Source organism: Pusillimonas sp. T2 (genome assembly GCF_002236805.1).
Lineage (GTDB): Bacteria > Pseudomonadota > Gammaproteobacteria > Burkholderiales > Burkholderiaceae_B > Neopusillimonas.
Genome location: NZ_NIQA01000001.1, coordinates 623,525 through 639,188, shown reverse-complemented (window position 1 = coordinate 639,188; position 15,664 = coordinate 623,525). Strand labels below are relative to the sequence as shown.

Below are 15,664 nucleotides of genomic sequence, written 5' to 3'. Positions count from 1 at the left end.
CGGCGTTACGAAGAGCTGGTAGTCAGCAGCTGGTGAATCTCGGCCGGATCGGTGGCGGAAGCCAGTTTTTGCCTTAGTGTTTCGTCGGCGGCAAGCCGGGCGATTTCAGCGAGAAGGTCGAGGTGAATTTGTGTGGCGGCCTCGGGGACTAGCAAGAAAAACAGCATGCTGGCCTGTCGACCGTCGTTTGGGTCGAAGCGTACCGGTTCGGCCAGCCGGTAAAACGCGGCTACGGGCTCTTTGAGGCCCTTGATGCGGCCGTGCGGCACGGCAATGAGGTGGCCTAGCGCCGTAGACCCAAGCCGTTCGCGCCCGATAAGGCTTTGGAAAACGGCCGTACGAGCGATGCCGTGGTGGTTTTCAAACAGCAGGGCGGCTTGTTCGAAGGCACGTTTCTTGCTGGTGGCTTCGAGGTCAAGCACGATGTTCTGCAGAGGCAAAATACGCGACATTAAGTTCATAGTGAACATTATATGAGGGTAATGTGTTTACAGAAAGTGCGGGTCCTAATGTACGAAAGCCCCAACACTTTTAAGTGATTGGGGCTGGCTCATGGGCCTGCAGGTTTGCGTCACCGTTGCGCCATTAGCGCTGGGGCAACTGCCGGGCCGGATGATGCTATTCGGCGGGGATTTCCTGCCGTTTTAGCGGATCGTGGGTGTGGTCTTGAACTTTATCTTTGTATTTGATGACCTGACGATCGATTTTGTCTGCCAGCAGATCGATGGCGGCGTAGAGGTTTTCGTTGGAGGCTTCGCAGTGCAAGTCTTTGCCGCGCAAGCGCATGGTGACCTCGGCCGTATGCTTCAGACGCTCTACAGAGAGCATAACCTGGGTGTCGATAACGTGATCAAAATGTCGGGAAACCCGTGCCAGTTTCGTTTTGACGTATTCATCGATGGCGGGGGTTACTTCGAGGTGACGACCGGTAATACTCAGGTTCATGTTGAGCTCCTATTAAAAACAACACTGGGCGCATGGCGCCGTTTACGGATACTTAGGGGCCTCCTTGGTAGTGTCAACGTTTTCAGTGTATCGCCTGCTGCGGCGAAAGCAAGTGGGGTAAACACAGGGTTTGTCGAAAATCAAAAAAAACCGTGCGCTGTGACCCGGCGTTTGGCCGGGTCGAACTTACATCCGGAAATTTTTGCCCAGATAAACCTGACGAACAGCCTCGTTGTCGATGATTTCGTCGGGATGGCCGTTGGTCAGCACTTTACCTTCGCTGATGATGTAGGCGCGGTCGCAAATGCCTAGTGTCTCGCGTACGTTGTGGTCGGTAATAAGCACACCGATGTTGCGTGACTTGAGAAAGTGCACAATGCGCTGGATCTCGATGACCGCGATGGGGTCGACGCCCGCGAAGGGTTCGTCGAGCAGGATGAATCGGGGGTGGGTTGCCAGTGCTCGGGCAATTTCGACGCGTCGGCGTTCGCCGCCCGAGAGAGAGATGGCGGTATTGCTGCGAATGTGTTGGATTTGCAGTTCGTCGAGCAATGATTCCAGGCGGTTATTGATTTCATTCCGGGTCAGGGGCTGACCCGCCTCGTCGACTTGCAGCTCGAGGACGGCCTGAATGTTTTGCTCGACCGTGAGCCGACGAAACACCGAGGCGTCTTGCGGCAGGTACGACAGACCCAGCCGCGCCCGTTTGTGCATGGGCATGGCAGTAATAGGGACGCCGTCAATTTCGATGCGACCCGAGTCGGTGGGGACAATACCCACAATCATGTAGAAACTGGTGGTTTTGCCAGCGCCGTTCGGGCCAAGCAGCCCGACGACTTCGCCACTGTCGACCGATAGCGAGACGTCTTGTACAACAGTGCGTTTGCCGTAGGTTTTTTTCAGGCCAGTAGCTGTCAGGCTACCCGGTTGATCGCTGGCCGCGCGCAGCGGCGCGCGATGTGGTGCTGTAGAGGCCATGCGTACTGCCTTAAGGTTTGGACTTTTGCTGGCAAGCAGCCGCAGCGGCTTCGGCCTTGGCGCCGGGCGTGGCCAGCGAGCGTACACGCCCGCCGCGTGCAGCCGAGTTCGGGCCGCCAAATGCCTGGTAAACGCTAGTCGATTGGTTGTACTTGACCCGTTCGCCGCTGATGGTGTCGAAAGCCTTGCCGCAAACAAATTTGGTCACGATGGCCTGTCCGATCATTTCGATGGTTTCAGTTTTGCCATCGTATTCGGCGCGAAGTCCGCGGGCTTCGACAACCTCGAATTTCTCGGGGGTTTCTTGGCGAATGAACACCAGCTTGCCTTTGTTGGCCGTAGCGGTACCGTACTGGAAGCCTTCGGCATCTTCGCGCGTGACGAGGACGTCGGAGTTAAGTGTCATTTGACCGCGTGTCATGACGACGTTACCGGTGAAGGTGCTTTCTTTCTTGGCATCGTCGTAGTTGAGCGTATCAGACAAAATGAGCGTGTCGGGCTCTTCGGCGGGGGCATTGCCCTGCGCCTGTTGGGCATTGGCTGTAAAGCCCAGGCATAGCAAGGTACAGGCCAGTAAAGACGTAAGAAGATAGGGGCGATTTGAAGTCATGGTGTTTGCGTGTCAGGCCCGTTGCTGTTCTGGCTATCGGAGCGTTTACGGGATTCTTCGCCGGAAATTTTTACGTCGCTGGCGGAGAAAACCTCAAGTGTACGAGAGTCGTTGTCGTAGCGCATGCCTTTTCCGTTAATGCGCGACTTCCCGTTGACCACCAAGGCAGGCAGGTTGGTGTACGCAACATCTTCATCGGGCAGCAAAATAAGCTGTTCGCTGGTGACGTCGAGGGCCGGTCGGTCGTCGTAGGGTACGCGATGTAATTTAGCATCGCCCGAGAGGGTTATACGGCTCCCGTCGTTGTCCATGATGGCCTTGTTGCCGGTGGCAACCGTTACCGGAGAACCCACGCGCTGCCCGACGGCTCGCGCTTCATCGACTTCGTATGAGTCGTCGTCAGGGTAGTGCACCATGTAGTCACCCTCGAGGCGGTTGATGGCAACCCCTTCTTCGTTGGTGCGGATCATGACAAATTTTTGCGACCAGGCGTCGGGTTCGTGTGTAAGGCGGCGGGGCTCGTCAAGCAAGACCGAGCGTAAGGTGTAATCGGCCGCCCACCAGCTTAAAAAAACCAGTGAAACAAGCAGTAAAAGCGCGACGAGAGAAGGAAGGCGTTCTTTCATTATTGGGTGACGTCGCCCAAAATGACAGTGTTGGGCTGCAGGAACGTGCTAAGCCGACCTTGCGCGGCAAGGATGAGGTCGCAGCATTCGCGCGCCGCACCGTGCCCGCCATTGACCGACGAGACCCAATGTACTGCTTGAGAAATATACGCTGGCGCGTTGGGGACGCTGGCAGAGAACCCAACGCGCTGGAGTGCGGCCAGATCCATGATGTCGTCTCCCATGAAGCCGACTTGGTCAAGGGTGCAGCCCAGTTCTTGAGCCATGGTTGTCAGCCCCTGGACCTTATCGCGCACGCCTTGTTGCACCATTTCGATGCCGAGTTCGGCAGCGCGACGGGCGACGATGGGGCCTTTGCGCCCGGTAATAAAAGAGACGGCAATGCCGCTTTCGCGCAGCATGCGTAAACCGTAGCCGTCGAGCGAGTTGAAGCGCTTGACCAGTTCGCCGTTTTCACCGTACCACAGGCCGCCATCGGTCAGGATGCCGTCGATGTCGAAGGCCATAAGGCGGACTTCTCGGGCGCGGTCGATAACGGCGCTGTTGACTTTGGCCAGAATAAGGGCTTCGGCAGGGTGGGGGATTGAAATGGGTTTCATGAATTAAATTACCTTTGCGGCCATTAGGTCGTGCATGTGCAGGGCGCCGATAAGCAAACCTTGCTCGTCGACGACCACAACCTGAGTTAGATGGTTGGTGTCCATCAGGGTGGCAGCTTCGACGGCCATCGCGTTGGCCGATACGTATTTGGGGTTGCGCGACATGCCGTCGGCAACGCAGAGGTGTCGGATATCGCCTTCGCGACTGATCAGGCGTCGTAAGTCGCCATCGGTGAAAATGCCTACAGGGGCATGCGCTTCGTTGATGACGATCGTCATGCCCATGCCTTTGCGCGACATCTCTTGCAGTGCGTCGGGCACTGGCGTGGTTTCGAGCACGATGGGTAGGGCCTCGCCTGAACGCATGACATCGCGGACATGGGTAAGCAGCCGGCGCCCGAGCGCGCCGCCGGGGTGAGACAAGGCGAAGTCTTCGGCCTGAAAACCACGAGCTTCGAGGCAAGCAACGGCAATGGCATCGCCCAGTGCCATGGTGGCCGTTGTGCTGGCGGTGGGGGCCAGATTAAGCGGGCACGCCTCGTGGTCGACATGCACGTTAAGGTGGATGTCGGCATTGGCGGCAAGCTCGGAGCCGGGGTGGCCTGTAATGGCGATGATGGGGACGGCCATACGTTTACAGACCGACAGAACGGTCATGAGTTCCTGGGCGGCACCCGAATACGAAATGGCCATAACGACATCTTGTGCCGTGAGCATGCCCAAGTCGCCATGTATGGCTTCGACGCCATGCATGAAAAAAGCGGGTGTGCCGGTAGAGGCCAGGGTGGCCGCGATTTTGCGGCCGATATGGCCCGACTTTCCGATACCCGTCACAACCACTTTGCCCTGGCACGACAGTATTTTTTGTACGGCCATGTGAAACGACGCGTCGAGACGGTCGTTGAGCGCCTGCAGCGCATTGATTTCGGTGCGCAGCGTACGGCGCGCCGATGCCAGCGTTTCGGTGGTGGAAAGCAGTGATGATGTCATCTTGTCATTTTAAATTAAGGTTATAGTTAACCCTAAGTCCAACTTTATGTCTTACGGCAATTTAAATGCATACCGACCCAGCAGAGTACATTCGCAATGCCATCCGCAGCGTCCCAGACTGGCCAAGCCCGGGTGTAACGTTTCGAGACATTACCCCGATATTACAAGATCCCCGCTCGTTCCGTGTTCTGGTCGACTTGTTCGTATATCGCTATATGCGTCAGCGGCTCGATTTGGTGGCCGGGGTCGATGCCCGTGGTTTTATTTTGGGGTCGGTGCTGGCTTACGAACTTAACCTAGGTTTTGTGCCGGTGCGCAAAAAGGGCAAGTTGCCCTACCAAACGCTGGCCGAAGAGTACACCCTTGAATACGGAAACGCGACGGTCGAAATGCACACCGATGCGGTAAAGCCGGGTCAGCGGGTGTTGTTGATCGACGACCTGATTGCTACCGGCGGCACCATGGTAGCGGCGGCTAAGCTGTTGCAGCGTTTGGGGGCCAATGTGGTCGAGGCTGCTGCAATTATCGATTTGCCCGAACTGGGCGGGTCCGACATCCTTAAAGAAACTGGCTTGCCTATTTATACCGTTTGCAGCTTCTAAGCACTTTAGTGGTTTAGTATAAAAAATTGCCGGCCCTTGTTTGGGCCGGCAATTTTTTTGGCCGTACGACCGCATGTGCCGTACGGCGTGATGATCGGCCTACAGAAATAGCCGGTAAGCCGGGTTTTCGGTTTCATTCCAGTAGGGGTAGCCCAAGCCGTCTAAAAAGGCCTTGAAGTCTTTTTTGTCGGATGGGGGGACCTGCAAGCCAACCAAAATACGGCCATAGTCGTCGCCTTGATTGCGATAGTGGAATAAGCTGATGTTCCAGTCGGGGCTCATGGTGCTTAAAAATTTCATCAGGGCGCCAGGCCGTTCGGGGAACTCGAAGCGGAACAGCATTTCGTGTTCGGCCAGCGACGAGCGGCCTCCCACCATGAAACGCAAGTGCGTCTTGGCCATTTCGTTGTGCGTCAGATCGAGGGTTTCGAAGCCTTTTTTGCGTAGCGTGGCGGCGATTTTCTCGGGCTCGGTGGCGGCGCTAATTTGCACGCCGACAAATACGTGTGCACTGGACGCGTCGGAAATACGGTAATTGAACTCGGTGACACTGCGTGAGCCGATGGTTTCGCACAGTTTAAGAAAGCTGCCGCGTTGTTCGGGGATTGTGAGCGCAAACAGCGCTTCGCGGGCTTCGCCCACATCGGCCCGGTCGGCTACAAAGCGTAGCCGGTCGAAGTTCATGTTGGCGCCGCTGGCAATGGCCACCAGATTTTTATTTTTCAGCTTGTGTAGTGCGGCATAGCGTTTGGCGCCGGCGATGGCCAGTGCGCCCGAGGGTTCAAGCACGCTGCGTGTGTCTTGGAAAACGTCTTTGATCGCGCCGCAGATGGCGTCGGTATCGACCGTAATGAAGTCGTCGACGTATTCGCGAGTGAGCCGGAATGTTTCGAGGCCGACTTGTTTAACGGCCGTACCGTCGGAAAACAGACCCACGTCGTTCAGTTCGATGCGGCGGCCCGCCTTGACGCTGCGGATCATGGCGTTGGAGTCTTCGGTTTGCACCCCGATGATTTTGATGTCGGGGCGCAGTTGCTTGATGTAGCTGGCGACGCCGGCAATCAGCCCACCTCCGCCGATAGCGGCGAAAATGGCATCGATCGGGCCGGGGTGCTGGCGCAGGATTTCCATGCCAATGGTGCCCTGCCCGGCAATGACGTCGGGGTCATCAAAGGGGTGCACGAAAGTGAGTTTTTCTTTTTTCTCGAGCTCTTTGGCGTGCAGGTAGGCGTCGGAATAACTGTTGCCGACCAAAACCGTTTCGCCGCCCAGGGCTTGCACGGCGTTGACCTTGACCTTTGGGGTAGTGGTGGGCATGACGATGACTGCCCGGCAGCCCAGTTTGCGCGCCGATAGGGCAACGCCTTGGGCGTGGTTGCCGGCTGAGGCGGCAATGACCCCTCGTTTGAGTTCGGCCTGGCTGAGGTTGGCCATTTTGTTATAGGCGCCACGCAGCTTGAAGCTGAAGACGGCTTGTGTGTCTTCGCGCTTGAGATAAAAGTTGTTGTTGGTACGTGCAGAAATTTGCGGTGCAAATTCGAGCGGGGATTCGATGGCGACGTCGTAGACTTTTGAGGTAAGGATGCGTTTGAGGTAGTCGGTGGACATGATGGGTTGGGGCGCAAAGGGTGCACGTAAAGAACTAGATTACCACAGCGAAATGGCGGCTTGACGCTACACTGCACGCCATGGAAATTGCAATGATGGACTTGTTTGACGGGCTTTTTCGGACCCTGGCGCTGCCGCAGGCCGGGTTGACGGCCATTTTTCTGGCCAGCCTGGTTTCGGCGACGCTGTTACCTATGGGGTCAGAGGCCGTTTTACTGGCGTATTTGAACGTTGCCCCCGATATGTTGTGGGCAGCGGTTGCCGTCGCAACGCTGGGCAATACGCTGGGGGGCGTGATTACCTATGGCATGGGCAGGGGGGCGGAAGCCGTGTACGAGCATTATGCCGACCCGTCACGGGCTGGCCCTTGGGCGCTGAGGGCCCAAACCTGGACGCAACGTTGGGGCACCCCGGTGCTCTTGTTGTCGTGGTTACCCGTTATCGGTGACCCGCTATGCGCCGTGGCTGGCTGGTTGAAGCTGCCTTTCTGGACATCGGTTTTTTACATTGCTGTGGGCAAGTGCTTGCGTTACATGGCTTTAGCCCTCTCGGTTTCATGGTTTTTTGGGCAGTGATGGTCTCGTCGTCGGCTTGACTGATGAAGTAAACTGAGGGTTAACCATGTCCTCCTTTTGAATGCGACTTCATGAACGCCCCTCTAGCCAGTCAGTTGCTTGCCTCTAAATCGCCTTCGCCAGACGTGCCGCGTTTGCGTGAAATCCCCTACAACTACACATCGTTCTCCGATCGCGAGATTGTGTCCCGGTTGTTGGGCGAGGAAGCCTGGCACTGGCTGTCCGATCTGCGTACCGAACGGCGTACAGGGCGTTCGGCCCGCATGCTCTTCGAGGTGCTGGGCGATATCTGGGTGGTGCGTCGAAATCCTTATCTGCAAGACGATCTTCTCGAAAACCCGAAGCGCCTGGCCATGCTGATCGAGGCCTTGCAACACCGGCTGTCCGAAATTGATCGACGTCGTGACCCTAGTGACCCCGACCGAGATAACAAGGTTGTTTTGCTGCTGCAAGCGGCACGCGGCGCGGTCAGTGCATTCGAATACGAGTTCGAGCATACCCGTGAGCTGCGCAAAAAAGTACAGCGCCGTTTGGCCAAGGTAACGGCCAAAGACAACATTAAGTTCGACGGTTTGTCGCGGGTATCGCATGTCACCGACGCTACCGACTGGCGTGTCGAATATCCCTTTGTTGTCCTGACCCCCGACACCGAGCGCGAAATGGCAGCCTTGGTGCGCGCCTGTATCGAGCTCGAGCTCACGATAATTCCGCGAGGCGGTGGTACCGGCTATACCGGTGGCGCAATTCCGCTTACCTGGCGCTCAGTCGTCATTAACACCGAAAAGCTCGATCAATTAGGGGCGGTTGAAACCACAACGCTGCCCGGCGTCGATCAACCTGTGGCTACGGTGTGGTCGGGCGCAGGGGTGGTGACAAAGCGGGTTACCGAGGCGGCCGAAGCAGCAGGCTTTGTGTTCGCCGTCGACCCTACCTCGGCCGAAGCCTCGTGTGTTGGCGGCAACGTGGCCATGAATGCTGGTGGCAAGAAAGCTGTGCTGTGGGGTACTGCCCTCGACAATCTTGCGTGGTGGCGCATGGTCGATCCCGATGGCAACTGGCTCGAGGTGACCCGTATTGGCCACAATATGGGCAAAATTCACGATGTTGCCGAGGCGACATTCGAGGTCAAGTGGTTTGACGGCACTGCCGCACCCGGCGAGCGTTTGCTGCGCACCGAAACCTTGGTAATCGAGGGGCGCAGGTTCCGCAAAGCGGGTTTGGGTAAAGATGTGACCGATAAATTCCTGGCTGGCTTGCCGGGTATCCAGAAAGAAGGTTGCGATGGCTTGATTACGTCCGCGCGATGGGTATTGCACCGCATGCCGGCGCATACCCGAACGGTTTGTCTCGAATTTTTTGGGCAGGCGCGCGATGCAATCCCGTCGATTGTCGAAATTAAAGATTATCTCGATAGCACCGGGCGCGAAAAAGGCGCCATTCTGGCTGGGCTCGAACACCTCGACGAACGTTACTTGCGTGCGGTGGGTTACGCCACAAAAAGCAAACGCGGCGGGCTGCCCAAAATGGTGCTCATTGGCGATATTGTCGGCGACGATGCCGACGCTGTTGCGCTGGCCGCCAGCGAAGTCGTGCGCTTGTCCAATACCCGTCATGGCGAAGGGTTTGTTGCCGTAAGTGCCGAAGCCCGCAAAAAGTTCTGGCTCGATCGCGCACGTACCGCCGCCATCGCGCGTCATACCAACGCGTTTAAAATCAACGAAGACGTCGTGATTCCGTTGAACCGTATGGGCGAGTACACCGACGCCATCGAACGGATCAACATCGAACTGTCGACTCGCAACAAGTTGCGTCTGCTCGACGCGCTTGAGGTCTTTTTGGGTAGCGGCGATTTGCCGGTAGGCAAATCTGAAGACGCCGATGACGCCGAGCAAACCCGTGCCGAAATCCTTCACGACCGCACGCAAGACGCGCTCGATACCCTGCGAGATGTCCGTATGCGCTGGACATGGCTTCTTGAAAATCTCGACATGCCGTTGGATCAGGCGCTTGCGGTGCTGCCGTCTATCGGTATGGCCGATGCCGAACAAGGGCTGACCGAGCGCGTTGCGCAGCAGCCGGGTGTACGTGTTTTCGACGTGATCCAGGACCATACCATTCGTATCTCCTGGAAGACCGAAGTCCGTGCCCTGATGGAGCGCTATTTTGCGGGCGCCGCTTGTGCGGCGGTTTTGGCCGAAATTCAGGCCATCCACGACCGGGTGCTTAAAGGCCGGGTTTTCGTAGCGTTGCACATGCACGCTGGCGATGGCAACGTGCACACCAATATCCCCGTCAACTCAGATAACTACGAGATGCTGGGCGAGGCCAACGAGGCCGTGGCCCGTATCATGCAAATCGCCCGGGACCTCGATGGCGTGATTTCAGGCGAGCACGGCATTGGCCTGACCAAGTTCGAATTTTTGACTCAAGAAGAGCTGCAACCGTTCCAGGACTACAAGCGTCGTATCGACCCGCAGGGTCGGTTCAACGCCGGCAAGTTAATGCCTGGGGCCGATTTGCGTCATGCCTGGACGCCTAGTTTCAACTTGCTGGGGCACGAGTCGCTCATTATGCAGCAAAGCGAAATCGGCGCTATTTCCACTGCGATCAAAGATTGCCTGCGTTGCGGCAAGTGTAAGCCTGTTTGCTCAACACATGTCCCGCGCGCCAACTTGCTGTATTCGCCGCGCAATAAAATTCTGGCAACGTCTTTGCTGATCGAGGCCTTCTTGTACGAAGAGCAAACCCGACGCGGCATTAGTTTGCATCACTGGTCCGAATTTGAAGATGTGGCCGATCACTGCACGGTGTGCCACAAGTGCTACAACCCCTGTCCGGTCGATATCGACTTTGGCGATGTCTCCATGGAAATGCGCGCTTTGTTGCGCCGCATGGGCAAAAAGTCTTTTAATCCCGGTACGACGGCCGCCATGTTCTTTCTTAATGCGAAAGATCCGCGTGTCATCAAGGCCACGCGCACGGCTATGGTCGACCTGGGCTACAAGGCACAAAGGTTTGCCCATGATTTGTTGGCGGCGCCTGCGCGCAAGCAGGTCGAGCAGCCTCCTGCCACCATTGGCAAGGCGCCTATCCGCGAACAGGTCGTGCATTTCATCAATAAAAAAATGCCGGGGGGCTTGCCCAAGCAAACCGCGCGCAAATTGCTCGACATCGAAGACGCCAATTACGTGCCTATTATCCGTAACCCGTCTTCAACCACGGCCGACACCGAGGCCGTCTTTTATTTCCCGGGTTGCGGGTCTGAACGGTTGTTCTCCCAGGTCGGGTTGGCGACGCAGGCCATGTTGTGGCATGCCGGGGTGCAAACGGTATTGCCTCCGGGCTATTTGTGTTGTGGCTACCCGCAGCGCGGCAATGGCATGACCGACAAGGCCGAAAAAATCATCACCGACAACCGGGTGTTGTTCCATCGGGTAGCTAACACCCTAAATTACCTCGACATCAAAACCGTCGTGGTCAGTTGCGGCACCTGTTACGACCAGTTGGCCGGTTACGAGTTTGAGAAAATCTTCCCGGGTTGCCGTCTCATCGACATCCACGAGTATCTGCTTGAAAAGAGTATGAAGCTTGAGGGCGTGACGGGTAGCCGCTACATGTACCACGACCCTTGCCATACCCCCATGAAGCTGCAAGACCCCATGAAAACGGTCAAGGCGCTGGTGGGGGATAGCGCTGTCAAAACAGACCGCTGCTGTGGCGAGTCGGGTACGTTGGCCGTCAGCCGCCCCGACGTCTCAACGCAAGTGCGTTTCCGCAAGCAAGAAGAACTGCTCAAGAACACAGCCCAGGTTCGGGCTGATGGTTACGATGGCCAGGTCAAGATCCTTACCTCGTGCCCGTCGTGTTTGCAGGGCTTATCGCGGTACGAGGGCGATACTGGCATGCAGGCAGACTATATCGTTGTTGAGATGGCGCGCCATGTCTTGGGCGAGTCTTGGATGGAAGACTACGTGAAGTCGGCTAACGCAGGCGGAATCGAGCGGGTGCTGGTTTAAAAGGTTACCGCGCTCCGGGCTTATGGGCTGGGCGGCGTCATCACGCGTGACGCCGGAAATTCCAGCGAAAATATGCTGCCTGCGCCGATACGGCTTTGTATGTGCAATTCGGCGTTGTGGCGCATGGCGACATGCTTTGTGATGGCCAGGCCAAGGCCGGTGCCGCCGGTAGCGCGTGAGCGCCCGCGGTCCACGCGGTAAAAACGTTCGGTCAGGCGCGGGATATCTTGCGCCGCAATGCCTATGCCCGTGTCTTGCACCGAGTAGCAAGCCAGCCCAGATTCGGTCAAGTACCAACTGGTGGTAATGGTGCCGTCTTTGGGCGTGTATCTGATGGCATTGGTCAGCAGGTTGCTGACTGCCGACGCCAGCTCGGTTTCAATGCCTTTTATATACAGGTCGTCGGCAATGTTTTCTACAAACACATGCTGTCCGGCCGACAGCAATTTGGCTTGTTCCAGCGCCCGGTCGATCACTTCTTTCATATGAACCGGTTCGCCGGCCTGGGTGGGCGACGACTCCAGTGTAGATAGCGTCAGCAAGTCGGCCACAATGGCTTGCATGCGGCTGGCCTGTTGCATCATCAGGTCAAGATAGTGTTTGCGTTGCTCGTCTGAAATTTCTTCGCGCGGGATATCGTGCAGCGTTTCCAGAAACCCGGACAGAACGGTCAACGGGGTGCGCAGTTCGTGGGACACATTGGCCACAAAGTCTTTGCGCGTGGTTTCGAGTTTTTCTACTTGCGTGACGTCGCGTGTGACAACCAGGTATTGGTCGGCGCCATAACGAGTAAGCTGCAGCTGTAAGGCTCGTTCGACGTGATCGTGTGCCGTGTGATGCAGCAGCATGGGTTCGGGCCACGTAGATTGCCGCGCGTACTTGTTGAATTCGGGCGATCGCAAGATATTGAAAATACTGTAGTTGCGGTCTTTTTGAAGATCCAGCCCAGTGTGAGTGCACGCGGTTTTATTGCACCACGTCACCATCATGTCTGCATCAAGGGTAATGGCGCCGTCGGGCAAGGCCTCCGCCGCCAGCATAATGTTGTCGATGTGCTGGTCAAGCTCTTTGATATGCGCGCTATTTCGGCGAATTTCGCGATATATCGGGGCAATGATTTCGTCCCAGGGGCCGACAGAGGCGGGGGGCGACGCCGAGAAGTCGGTGACCCATTTACGAATTTGCGTTAATTGCCGTCCGCTGGCCAGAACCATGAGCGATAGCCCGGCTGTCAGCAAGACCCACCCCGCGGTGGGCGTTGTCCAGTAGCCTACCGCCATGGCAAGCATCATCCAGAGGGCAATATAGGCGAGGGTCTTGGGCATGATCAGGTGCCGGCTGGTTTGTTCGGCGCTTGCGGCAGTTGCACGGCAAAGCGGTACCCTGCACCGCGTACGGTTTCAATGTGATTTTCGTGCGCGCTGGGCTCAAGCGCTTTGCGCAGGCGCCGGATATGTACGTCTACTGTGCGCTCTTCGACAAAAACGTGGTCGCCCCACACCTGGTCGAGCAGCTGTGCGCGCGAAAACACACGTTCGGTGTGGGTCATGAAAAAGTGCAGCAGACGGAACTCGGTGGGGCCGACTGTCAGTGACAGCCCGTTGCCTGTCACGCGGTGCGTGGCCGGGTCGAGTTTTAACGTGCCAATTTGAATGAGGTCGTCGGTGAGCTGCGGCGCGCGGCGGCGCAGTACGGCCTTGATGCGCGCCATGAGCTCTTTGGGCGAAAACGGTTTGGTGATGTAGTCATCGGCGCCGGCCTCAAGGCCTTCTATCTTGTCGCTTTCGGCACCCTTGGCTGTCAGCATAATGACGGGCACTTGGCGGGTACGCTCGTCGGCGCGCAGTTTCTTTGCCAGCGTAATGCCCGATGCGCCGGGCAGCATCCAGTCAAGCAGGATTAGGTCGGGAAGTTCGGCGCGGATCAGAGTTTGCGCCTGTTCGGCGTCGAAGGCCCGCAGTACTTTGTGTCCTGCAAATGACAGGTTGACTGAAATCAGCTCCTGGATCGCGGGTTCGTCTTCAATGACCAGTATGGTTGTGCTCATGGTGTGCAGGATAAAATAACCGAAGAAGCTTCAATATTATGGCTTGAATGTTTCAGGTTTGTGAAAACTGTCATGTTCGGGTCAGGCGCGGTTCGACAGCCGCAAACCCGCCATACTTGGGATACCATACGCGCTATGCAAAATACATCCTCTTCGGGGCAGGGCGAACCAAACGCCGGGCCAACCACACATTTTGGGTATAAAACCGTTGCCGAGGCCGAAAAAGCCGCCAAGGTGGCCGAGGTTTTTCATTCGGTGGCGCAGCGCTACGACCTGATGAATGATCTGATGTCGGCAGGCCTGCATCGCGCCTGGAAGGCGTTTACCATTGCGCGCGCTGATGTTCGCCCCGGCATGAAAGTGCTTGATATTGCGGGTGGCACTGGCGACCTGGCCAAGGCGTTTGCGCGCAAGGCAGGGCCCAGTGGGCAGGTATGGCTTACCGATATCAATGACTCCATGTTGCGGGTGGGCCGTGATCGCCTGATCGACAAAGGTCTCGTGGTGCCCACGGCTGTTTGCGATGCCGAAAAGCTGCCGTTCCCCGACCATTACTTTGATCGTGTCAGTGTTGCTTTTGGGTTGCGCAACATGACGCATAAAGACATTGCCTTGTCCGAAATGCGACGTGTGCTCAAGCCGGGTGGCAAATTGCTGGTGCTCGAATTTTCGCATGTGGCCAAACCTCTGGCCCCGGTTTACGACTGGTATTCCTTTAATATCTTGCCGTGGCTGGGCAAGAAGGTAGCGGGCGACGAAGAAAGTTATCGTTATTTGGCCGAATCTATTCGCATGCATCCCGATCAGGACACCCTGGCCGCCATGATGAAAGAGGCAGGCCTTGATCGCGTGCGTTATTTCAACCTTACGGCAGGCCTCGTCGCACTGCACGAAGGTGTCAATTTGGGTTAACTTGAGATATTATTCAGGTTCCAGTAAGATTCTTGTGTATTCACAAGTTTTTTGCCTTTTTTGGTTCGGAGCCAACACATGTCTCGACGCATCTCCCGTTTTCTGGCTGTAGCACTACTGGCAGTTTCCACTGTCGGTATGGTGGCTGTCTCTTTCGACGCCGAAGCGCGCCGCATGGGCGGTGGCTCAAGTTTTGGCCGTCAGTCCAGTAATGTTACCCAGCAGCGCCAGGCGACAACCCCGCCTGCGGCAACCACAACGCAGCGCAGCGCGACGTCGGCCGCGCCCGCGGCAGGCGCTGCCGCCGCCGGCACAGCGGCCAAAACCGGCATGTCCCGCTTTCTGGGGCCCATCGCAGGCATAGCCGCAGGTCTGGGTATTGCTGCCCTGTTGTCGCACATGGGCCTGTCTGGTGCCTTCCTCGAAATGATGTCCAGCCTCTTGCTTATCGGGCTGCTGGTCTTCGCCGTACTGTTTATTGTTCGTCGTCTGCGCGGTGGCGCGGCACGTACGGCAACTCAGGCAGCGGGTGCCGGTGGCATGCAGCGTAGTGCCGAGGTCTGGCAACCTGCTTCGGGTGCCCCCGCACAATCGGCCGCTACTTCTGGTACATCAGTTGCCGCCGACGCCGCCCCGGCTCCCTCGCCTGTTGATGAGTCTTGGTTCATCCCCGGCGACTTCGACACGGCTGCTTTCCTGGCCAACGCCAAGAAGCAGTTTGCGCAAATTCAGCGCATCTGGGACAGCGGCGACGTATCTCAGTTGTCCGACTACGTCACCGACGATCTGATCGCCGAAATCAAGCCTCAAATAGAAGCCCGAGGCGGCAAGGCCGAGCACACCGAAATCGTGTTGCTTACCGCCGAGCTTTTAGGCATTGAAACCGTCAGCGGTGGTCATCTGGCCAGTGTTCGATACTCGGGCATGCTGCGCGAAGCGCCCGGTGCAGAAGCCTTCCGCTTCGAAGAGGTCTGGAATCTGTACAAGGCTGATGGTCAGGGCTGGTTGTTGGCTGGTATTCAGCAAATTCCTGTCGAGGGAAATTAAAGTCCCCGTGAGTCCGCGCCTTTCCCCCTAGGCGTGGTTTGGGCCGGTGTCGCACTTGTGTGCGGCCACCGGCCCTTTGTCTGTAGACCGTTGTGCGGCTAAAACCGTT

15 protein-coding genes are annotated in these 15,664 nt (G+C 57.1%); 5 read left to right on the top strand and 10 right to left on the bottom strand.

The features are described 5' to 3' along the window. Positions 1–5: 5 nt before the first annotated feature. The 7 genes from PuT2_RS02920 to PuT2_RS02890 all read right to left on the bottom strand — a co-directional run bounded on the left by PuT2_RS02920 (position 6) and on the right by PuT2_RS02890 (position 4,748). On the bottom strand, positions 6–461 hold the full coding sequence (locus tag PuT2_RS02920) for a PTS sugar transporter subunit IIA (RefSeq protein WP_173862498.1): 456 nt from the start codon (positions 459–461) through the stop codon (positions 6–8). Positions 462–618: 157 nt separating this feature from the next. Beyond that, positions 619–945: a ribosome hibernation-promoting factor, HPF/YfiA family gene (gene hpf, locus PuT2_RS02915; protein WP_093969513.1), complete on the bottom strand. Its 327-nt coding sequence runs from the start codon at positions 943–945 to the stop codon at positions 619–621. A 186-nt stretch (positions 946–1,131) separates the two neighbouring features. Then, the gene (gene lptB, locus PuT2_RS02910) at positions 1,132–1,923 is read right to left on the bottom strand and encodes an LPS export ABC transporter ATP-binding protein (RefSeq protein ID WP_093969512.1); all 792 of its coding nucleotides are present in this window, start codon (positions 1,921–1,923) and stop codon (positions 1,132–1,134) included. 10 nt (positions 1,924–1,933) lie between these two features. Continuing rightward, entirely contained in the window at positions 1,934–2,533 is a 600-nt protein-coding gene (lptA, locus tag PuT2_RS02905; RefSeq protein WP_093969511.1) for a lipopolysaccharide transport periplasmic protein LptA, read from the bottom strand. Continuing rightward, positions 2,530–3,159: an LPS export ABC transporter periplasmic protein LptC gene (gene lptC / locus PuT2_RS02900; RefSeq protein ID WP_093969510.1), complete on the bottom strand. Its 630-nt coding sequence runs from the start codon at positions 3,157–3,159 to the stop codon at positions 2,530–2,532. The genes lptA and lptC overlap by 4 nt, the downstream gene beginning before the upstream one ends. Then, positions 3,159–3,758: an HAD family hydrolase gene (locus tag PuT2_RS02895; RefSeq protein ID WP_093969509.1), complete on the bottom strand. Its 600-nt coding sequence runs from the start codon at positions 3,756–3,758 to the stop codon at positions 3,159–3,161. Before PuT2_RS02895 ends, lptC begins: the two co-directional genes overlap by 1 nt. Positions 3,759–3,761: 3 nt before the next feature. Then, on the bottom strand, positions 3,762–4,748 hold the full coding sequence (locus tag PuT2_RS02890) for an SIS domain-containing protein (protein WP_093969508.1): 987 nt from the start codon (positions 4,746–4,748) through the stop codon (positions 3,762–3,764). A gap of 65 nt (positions 4,749–4,813) precedes the next feature. Here PuT2_RS02890 and PuT2_RS02885 point away from each other — a divergent pair, with 65 nt between their 5' ends. Next, complete coding sequence (locus tag PuT2_RS02885; RefSeq protein ID WP_093969507.1) at positions 4,814–5,350, top strand: adenine phosphoribosyltransferase; 537 nt, start codon at positions 4,814–4,816, stop codon at positions 5,348–5,350. 99 nt (positions 5,351–5,449) lie between these two features. On the opposite strand, the gene ilvA is transcribed toward PuT2_RS02885, so the two are convergent. Continuing rightward, on the bottom strand, positions 5,450–6,958 hold the full coding sequence (gene ilvA, locus PuT2_RS02880) for a threonine ammonia-lyase, biosynthetic (RefSeq protein ID WP_093969506.1): 1,509 nt from the start codon (positions 6,956–6,958) through the stop codon (positions 5,450–5,452). Positions 6,959–7,050: 92 nt separating this feature from the next. On the opposite strand from ilvA, the gene PuT2_RS02875 reads away from it, so the two are divergent. Both PuT2_RS02875 and PuT2_RS02870 read left to right on the top strand, forming a co-directional pair. Further along, positions 7,051–7,533, top strand: a complete 483-nt coding sequence (locus PuT2_RS02875) for a YqaA family protein (RefSeq protein WP_254046917.1) — start codon at positions 7,051–7,053, stop codon at positions 7,531–7,533. A gap of 71 nt (positions 7,534–7,604) precedes the next feature. Further along, positions 7,605–11,549 carry an FAD/FMN-binding oxidoreductase gene (locus tag PuT2_RS02870; protein WP_093969504.1) on the top strand — a complete coding sequence of 1,315 codons (3,945 nt, stop codon included), beginning with the start codon at positions 7,605–7,607 and terminating at the stop codon, positions 11,547–11,549. A gap of 20 nt (positions 11,550–11,569) precedes the next feature. On the opposite strand, the gene phoR is transcribed toward PuT2_RS02870, so the two are convergent. After that, positions 11,570–12,874 carry a phosphate regulon sensor histidine kinase PhoR gene (phoR, locus tag PuT2_RS02865; RefSeq protein WP_093969503.1) on the bottom strand — a complete coding sequence of 435 codons (1,305 nt, stop codon included), beginning with the start codon at positions 12,872–12,874 and terminating at the stop codon, positions 11,570–11,572. Positions 12,875–12,876: 2 nt separating this feature from the next. After that, entirely contained in the window at positions 12,877–13,596 is a 720-nt protein-coding gene (phoB, locus tag PuT2_RS02860; RefSeq protein ID WP_093969502.1) for a phosphate regulon transcriptional regulator PhoB, read from the bottom strand. 135 nt (positions 13,597–13,731) lie between these two features. Here phoB and ubiE point away from each other — a divergent pair, with 135 nt between their 5' ends. Continuing rightward, the gene (gene ubiE, locus PuT2_RS02855; RefSeq protein WP_093969587.1) at positions 13,732–14,508 is read left to right on the top strand and encodes a bifunctional demethylmenaquinone methyltransferase/2-methoxy-6-polyprenyl-1,4-benzoquinol methylase UbiE; all 777 of its coding nucleotides are present in this window, start codon (positions 13,732–13,734) and stop codon (positions 14,506–14,508) included. A 78-nt stretch (positions 14,509–14,586) separates the two neighbouring features. Beyond that, entirely contained in the window at positions 14,587–15,555 is a 969-nt protein-coding gene (locus tag PuT2_RS02850) for a Tim44 domain-containing protein (protein ID WP_093969501.1), read from the top strand. The last annotated feature ends 109 nt before the right edge of the window (positions 15,556–15,664 follow it).

Excerpts from the sequence above, each read along its gene's own strand:
- PuT2_RS02920 (WP_173862498.1), bottom strand. The coding sequence starts at position 461 with ATGAACTTAATGTCGCGTATTTTGCCTCTGCAGAACATCGTGCTTGAC.
- hpf (WP_093969513.1), bottom strand. The coding sequence starts at position 945 with ATGAACCTGAGTATTACCGGTCGTCACCTCGAAGTAACCCCCGCCATC.
- lptB (WP_093969512.1), bottom strand. The coding sequence starts at position 1,923 with ATGGCCTCTACAGCACCACATCGCGCGCCGCTGCGCGCGGCCAGCGAT.
- lptA (WP_093969511.1), bottom strand. The coding sequence starts at position 2,533 with ATGACTTCAAATCGCCCCTATCTTCTTACGTCTTTACTGGCCTGTACC.
- lptC (WP_093969510.1), bottom strand. The coding sequence starts at position 3,159 with ATGAAAGAACGCCTTCCTTCTCTCGTCGCGCTTTTACTGCTTGTTTCA.
- PuT2_RS02895 (WP_093969509.1), bottom strand. The coding sequence starts at position 3,758 with ATGAAACCCATTTCAATCCCCCACCCTGCCGAAGCCCTTATTCTGGCC.
- PuT2_RS02890 (WP_093969508.1), bottom strand. The coding sequence starts at position 4,748 with ATGACATCATCACTGCTTTCCACCACCGAAACGCTGGCATCGGCGCGC.
- PuT2_RS02885 (WP_093969507.1), top strand. The coding sequence starts at position 4,814 with ATGCATACCGACCCAGCAGAGTACATTCGCAATGCCATCCGCAGCGTC.
- ilvA (WP_093969506.1), bottom strand. The coding sequence starts at position 6,958 with ATGTCCACCGACTACCTCAAACGCATCCTTACCTCAAAAGTCTACGAC.
- PuT2_RS02875 (WP_254046917.1), top strand. The coding sequence starts at position 7,051 with ATGATGGACTTGTTTGACGGGCTTTTTCGGACCCTGGCGCTGCCGCAG.
- PuT2_RS02870 (WP_093969504.1), top strand. The coding sequence starts at position 7,605 with ATGAACGCCCCTCTAGCCAGTCAGTTGCTTGCCTCTAAATCGCCTTCG.
- phoR (WP_093969503.1), bottom strand. The coding sequence starts at position 12,874 with ATGCCCAAGACCCTCGCCTATATTGCCCTCTGGATGATGCTTGCCATG.
- phoB (WP_093969502.1), bottom strand. The coding sequence starts at position 13,596 with ATGAGCACAACCATACTGGTCATTGAAGACGAACCCGCGATCCAGGAG.
- ubiE (WP_093969587.1), top strand. The coding sequence starts at position 13,732 with ATGCAAAATACATCCTCTTCGGGGCAGGGCGAACCAAACGCCGGGCCA.
- PuT2_RS02850 (WP_093969501.1), top strand. The coding sequence starts at position 14,587 with ATGTCTCGACGCATCTCCCGTTTTCTGGCTGTAGCACTACTGGCAGTT.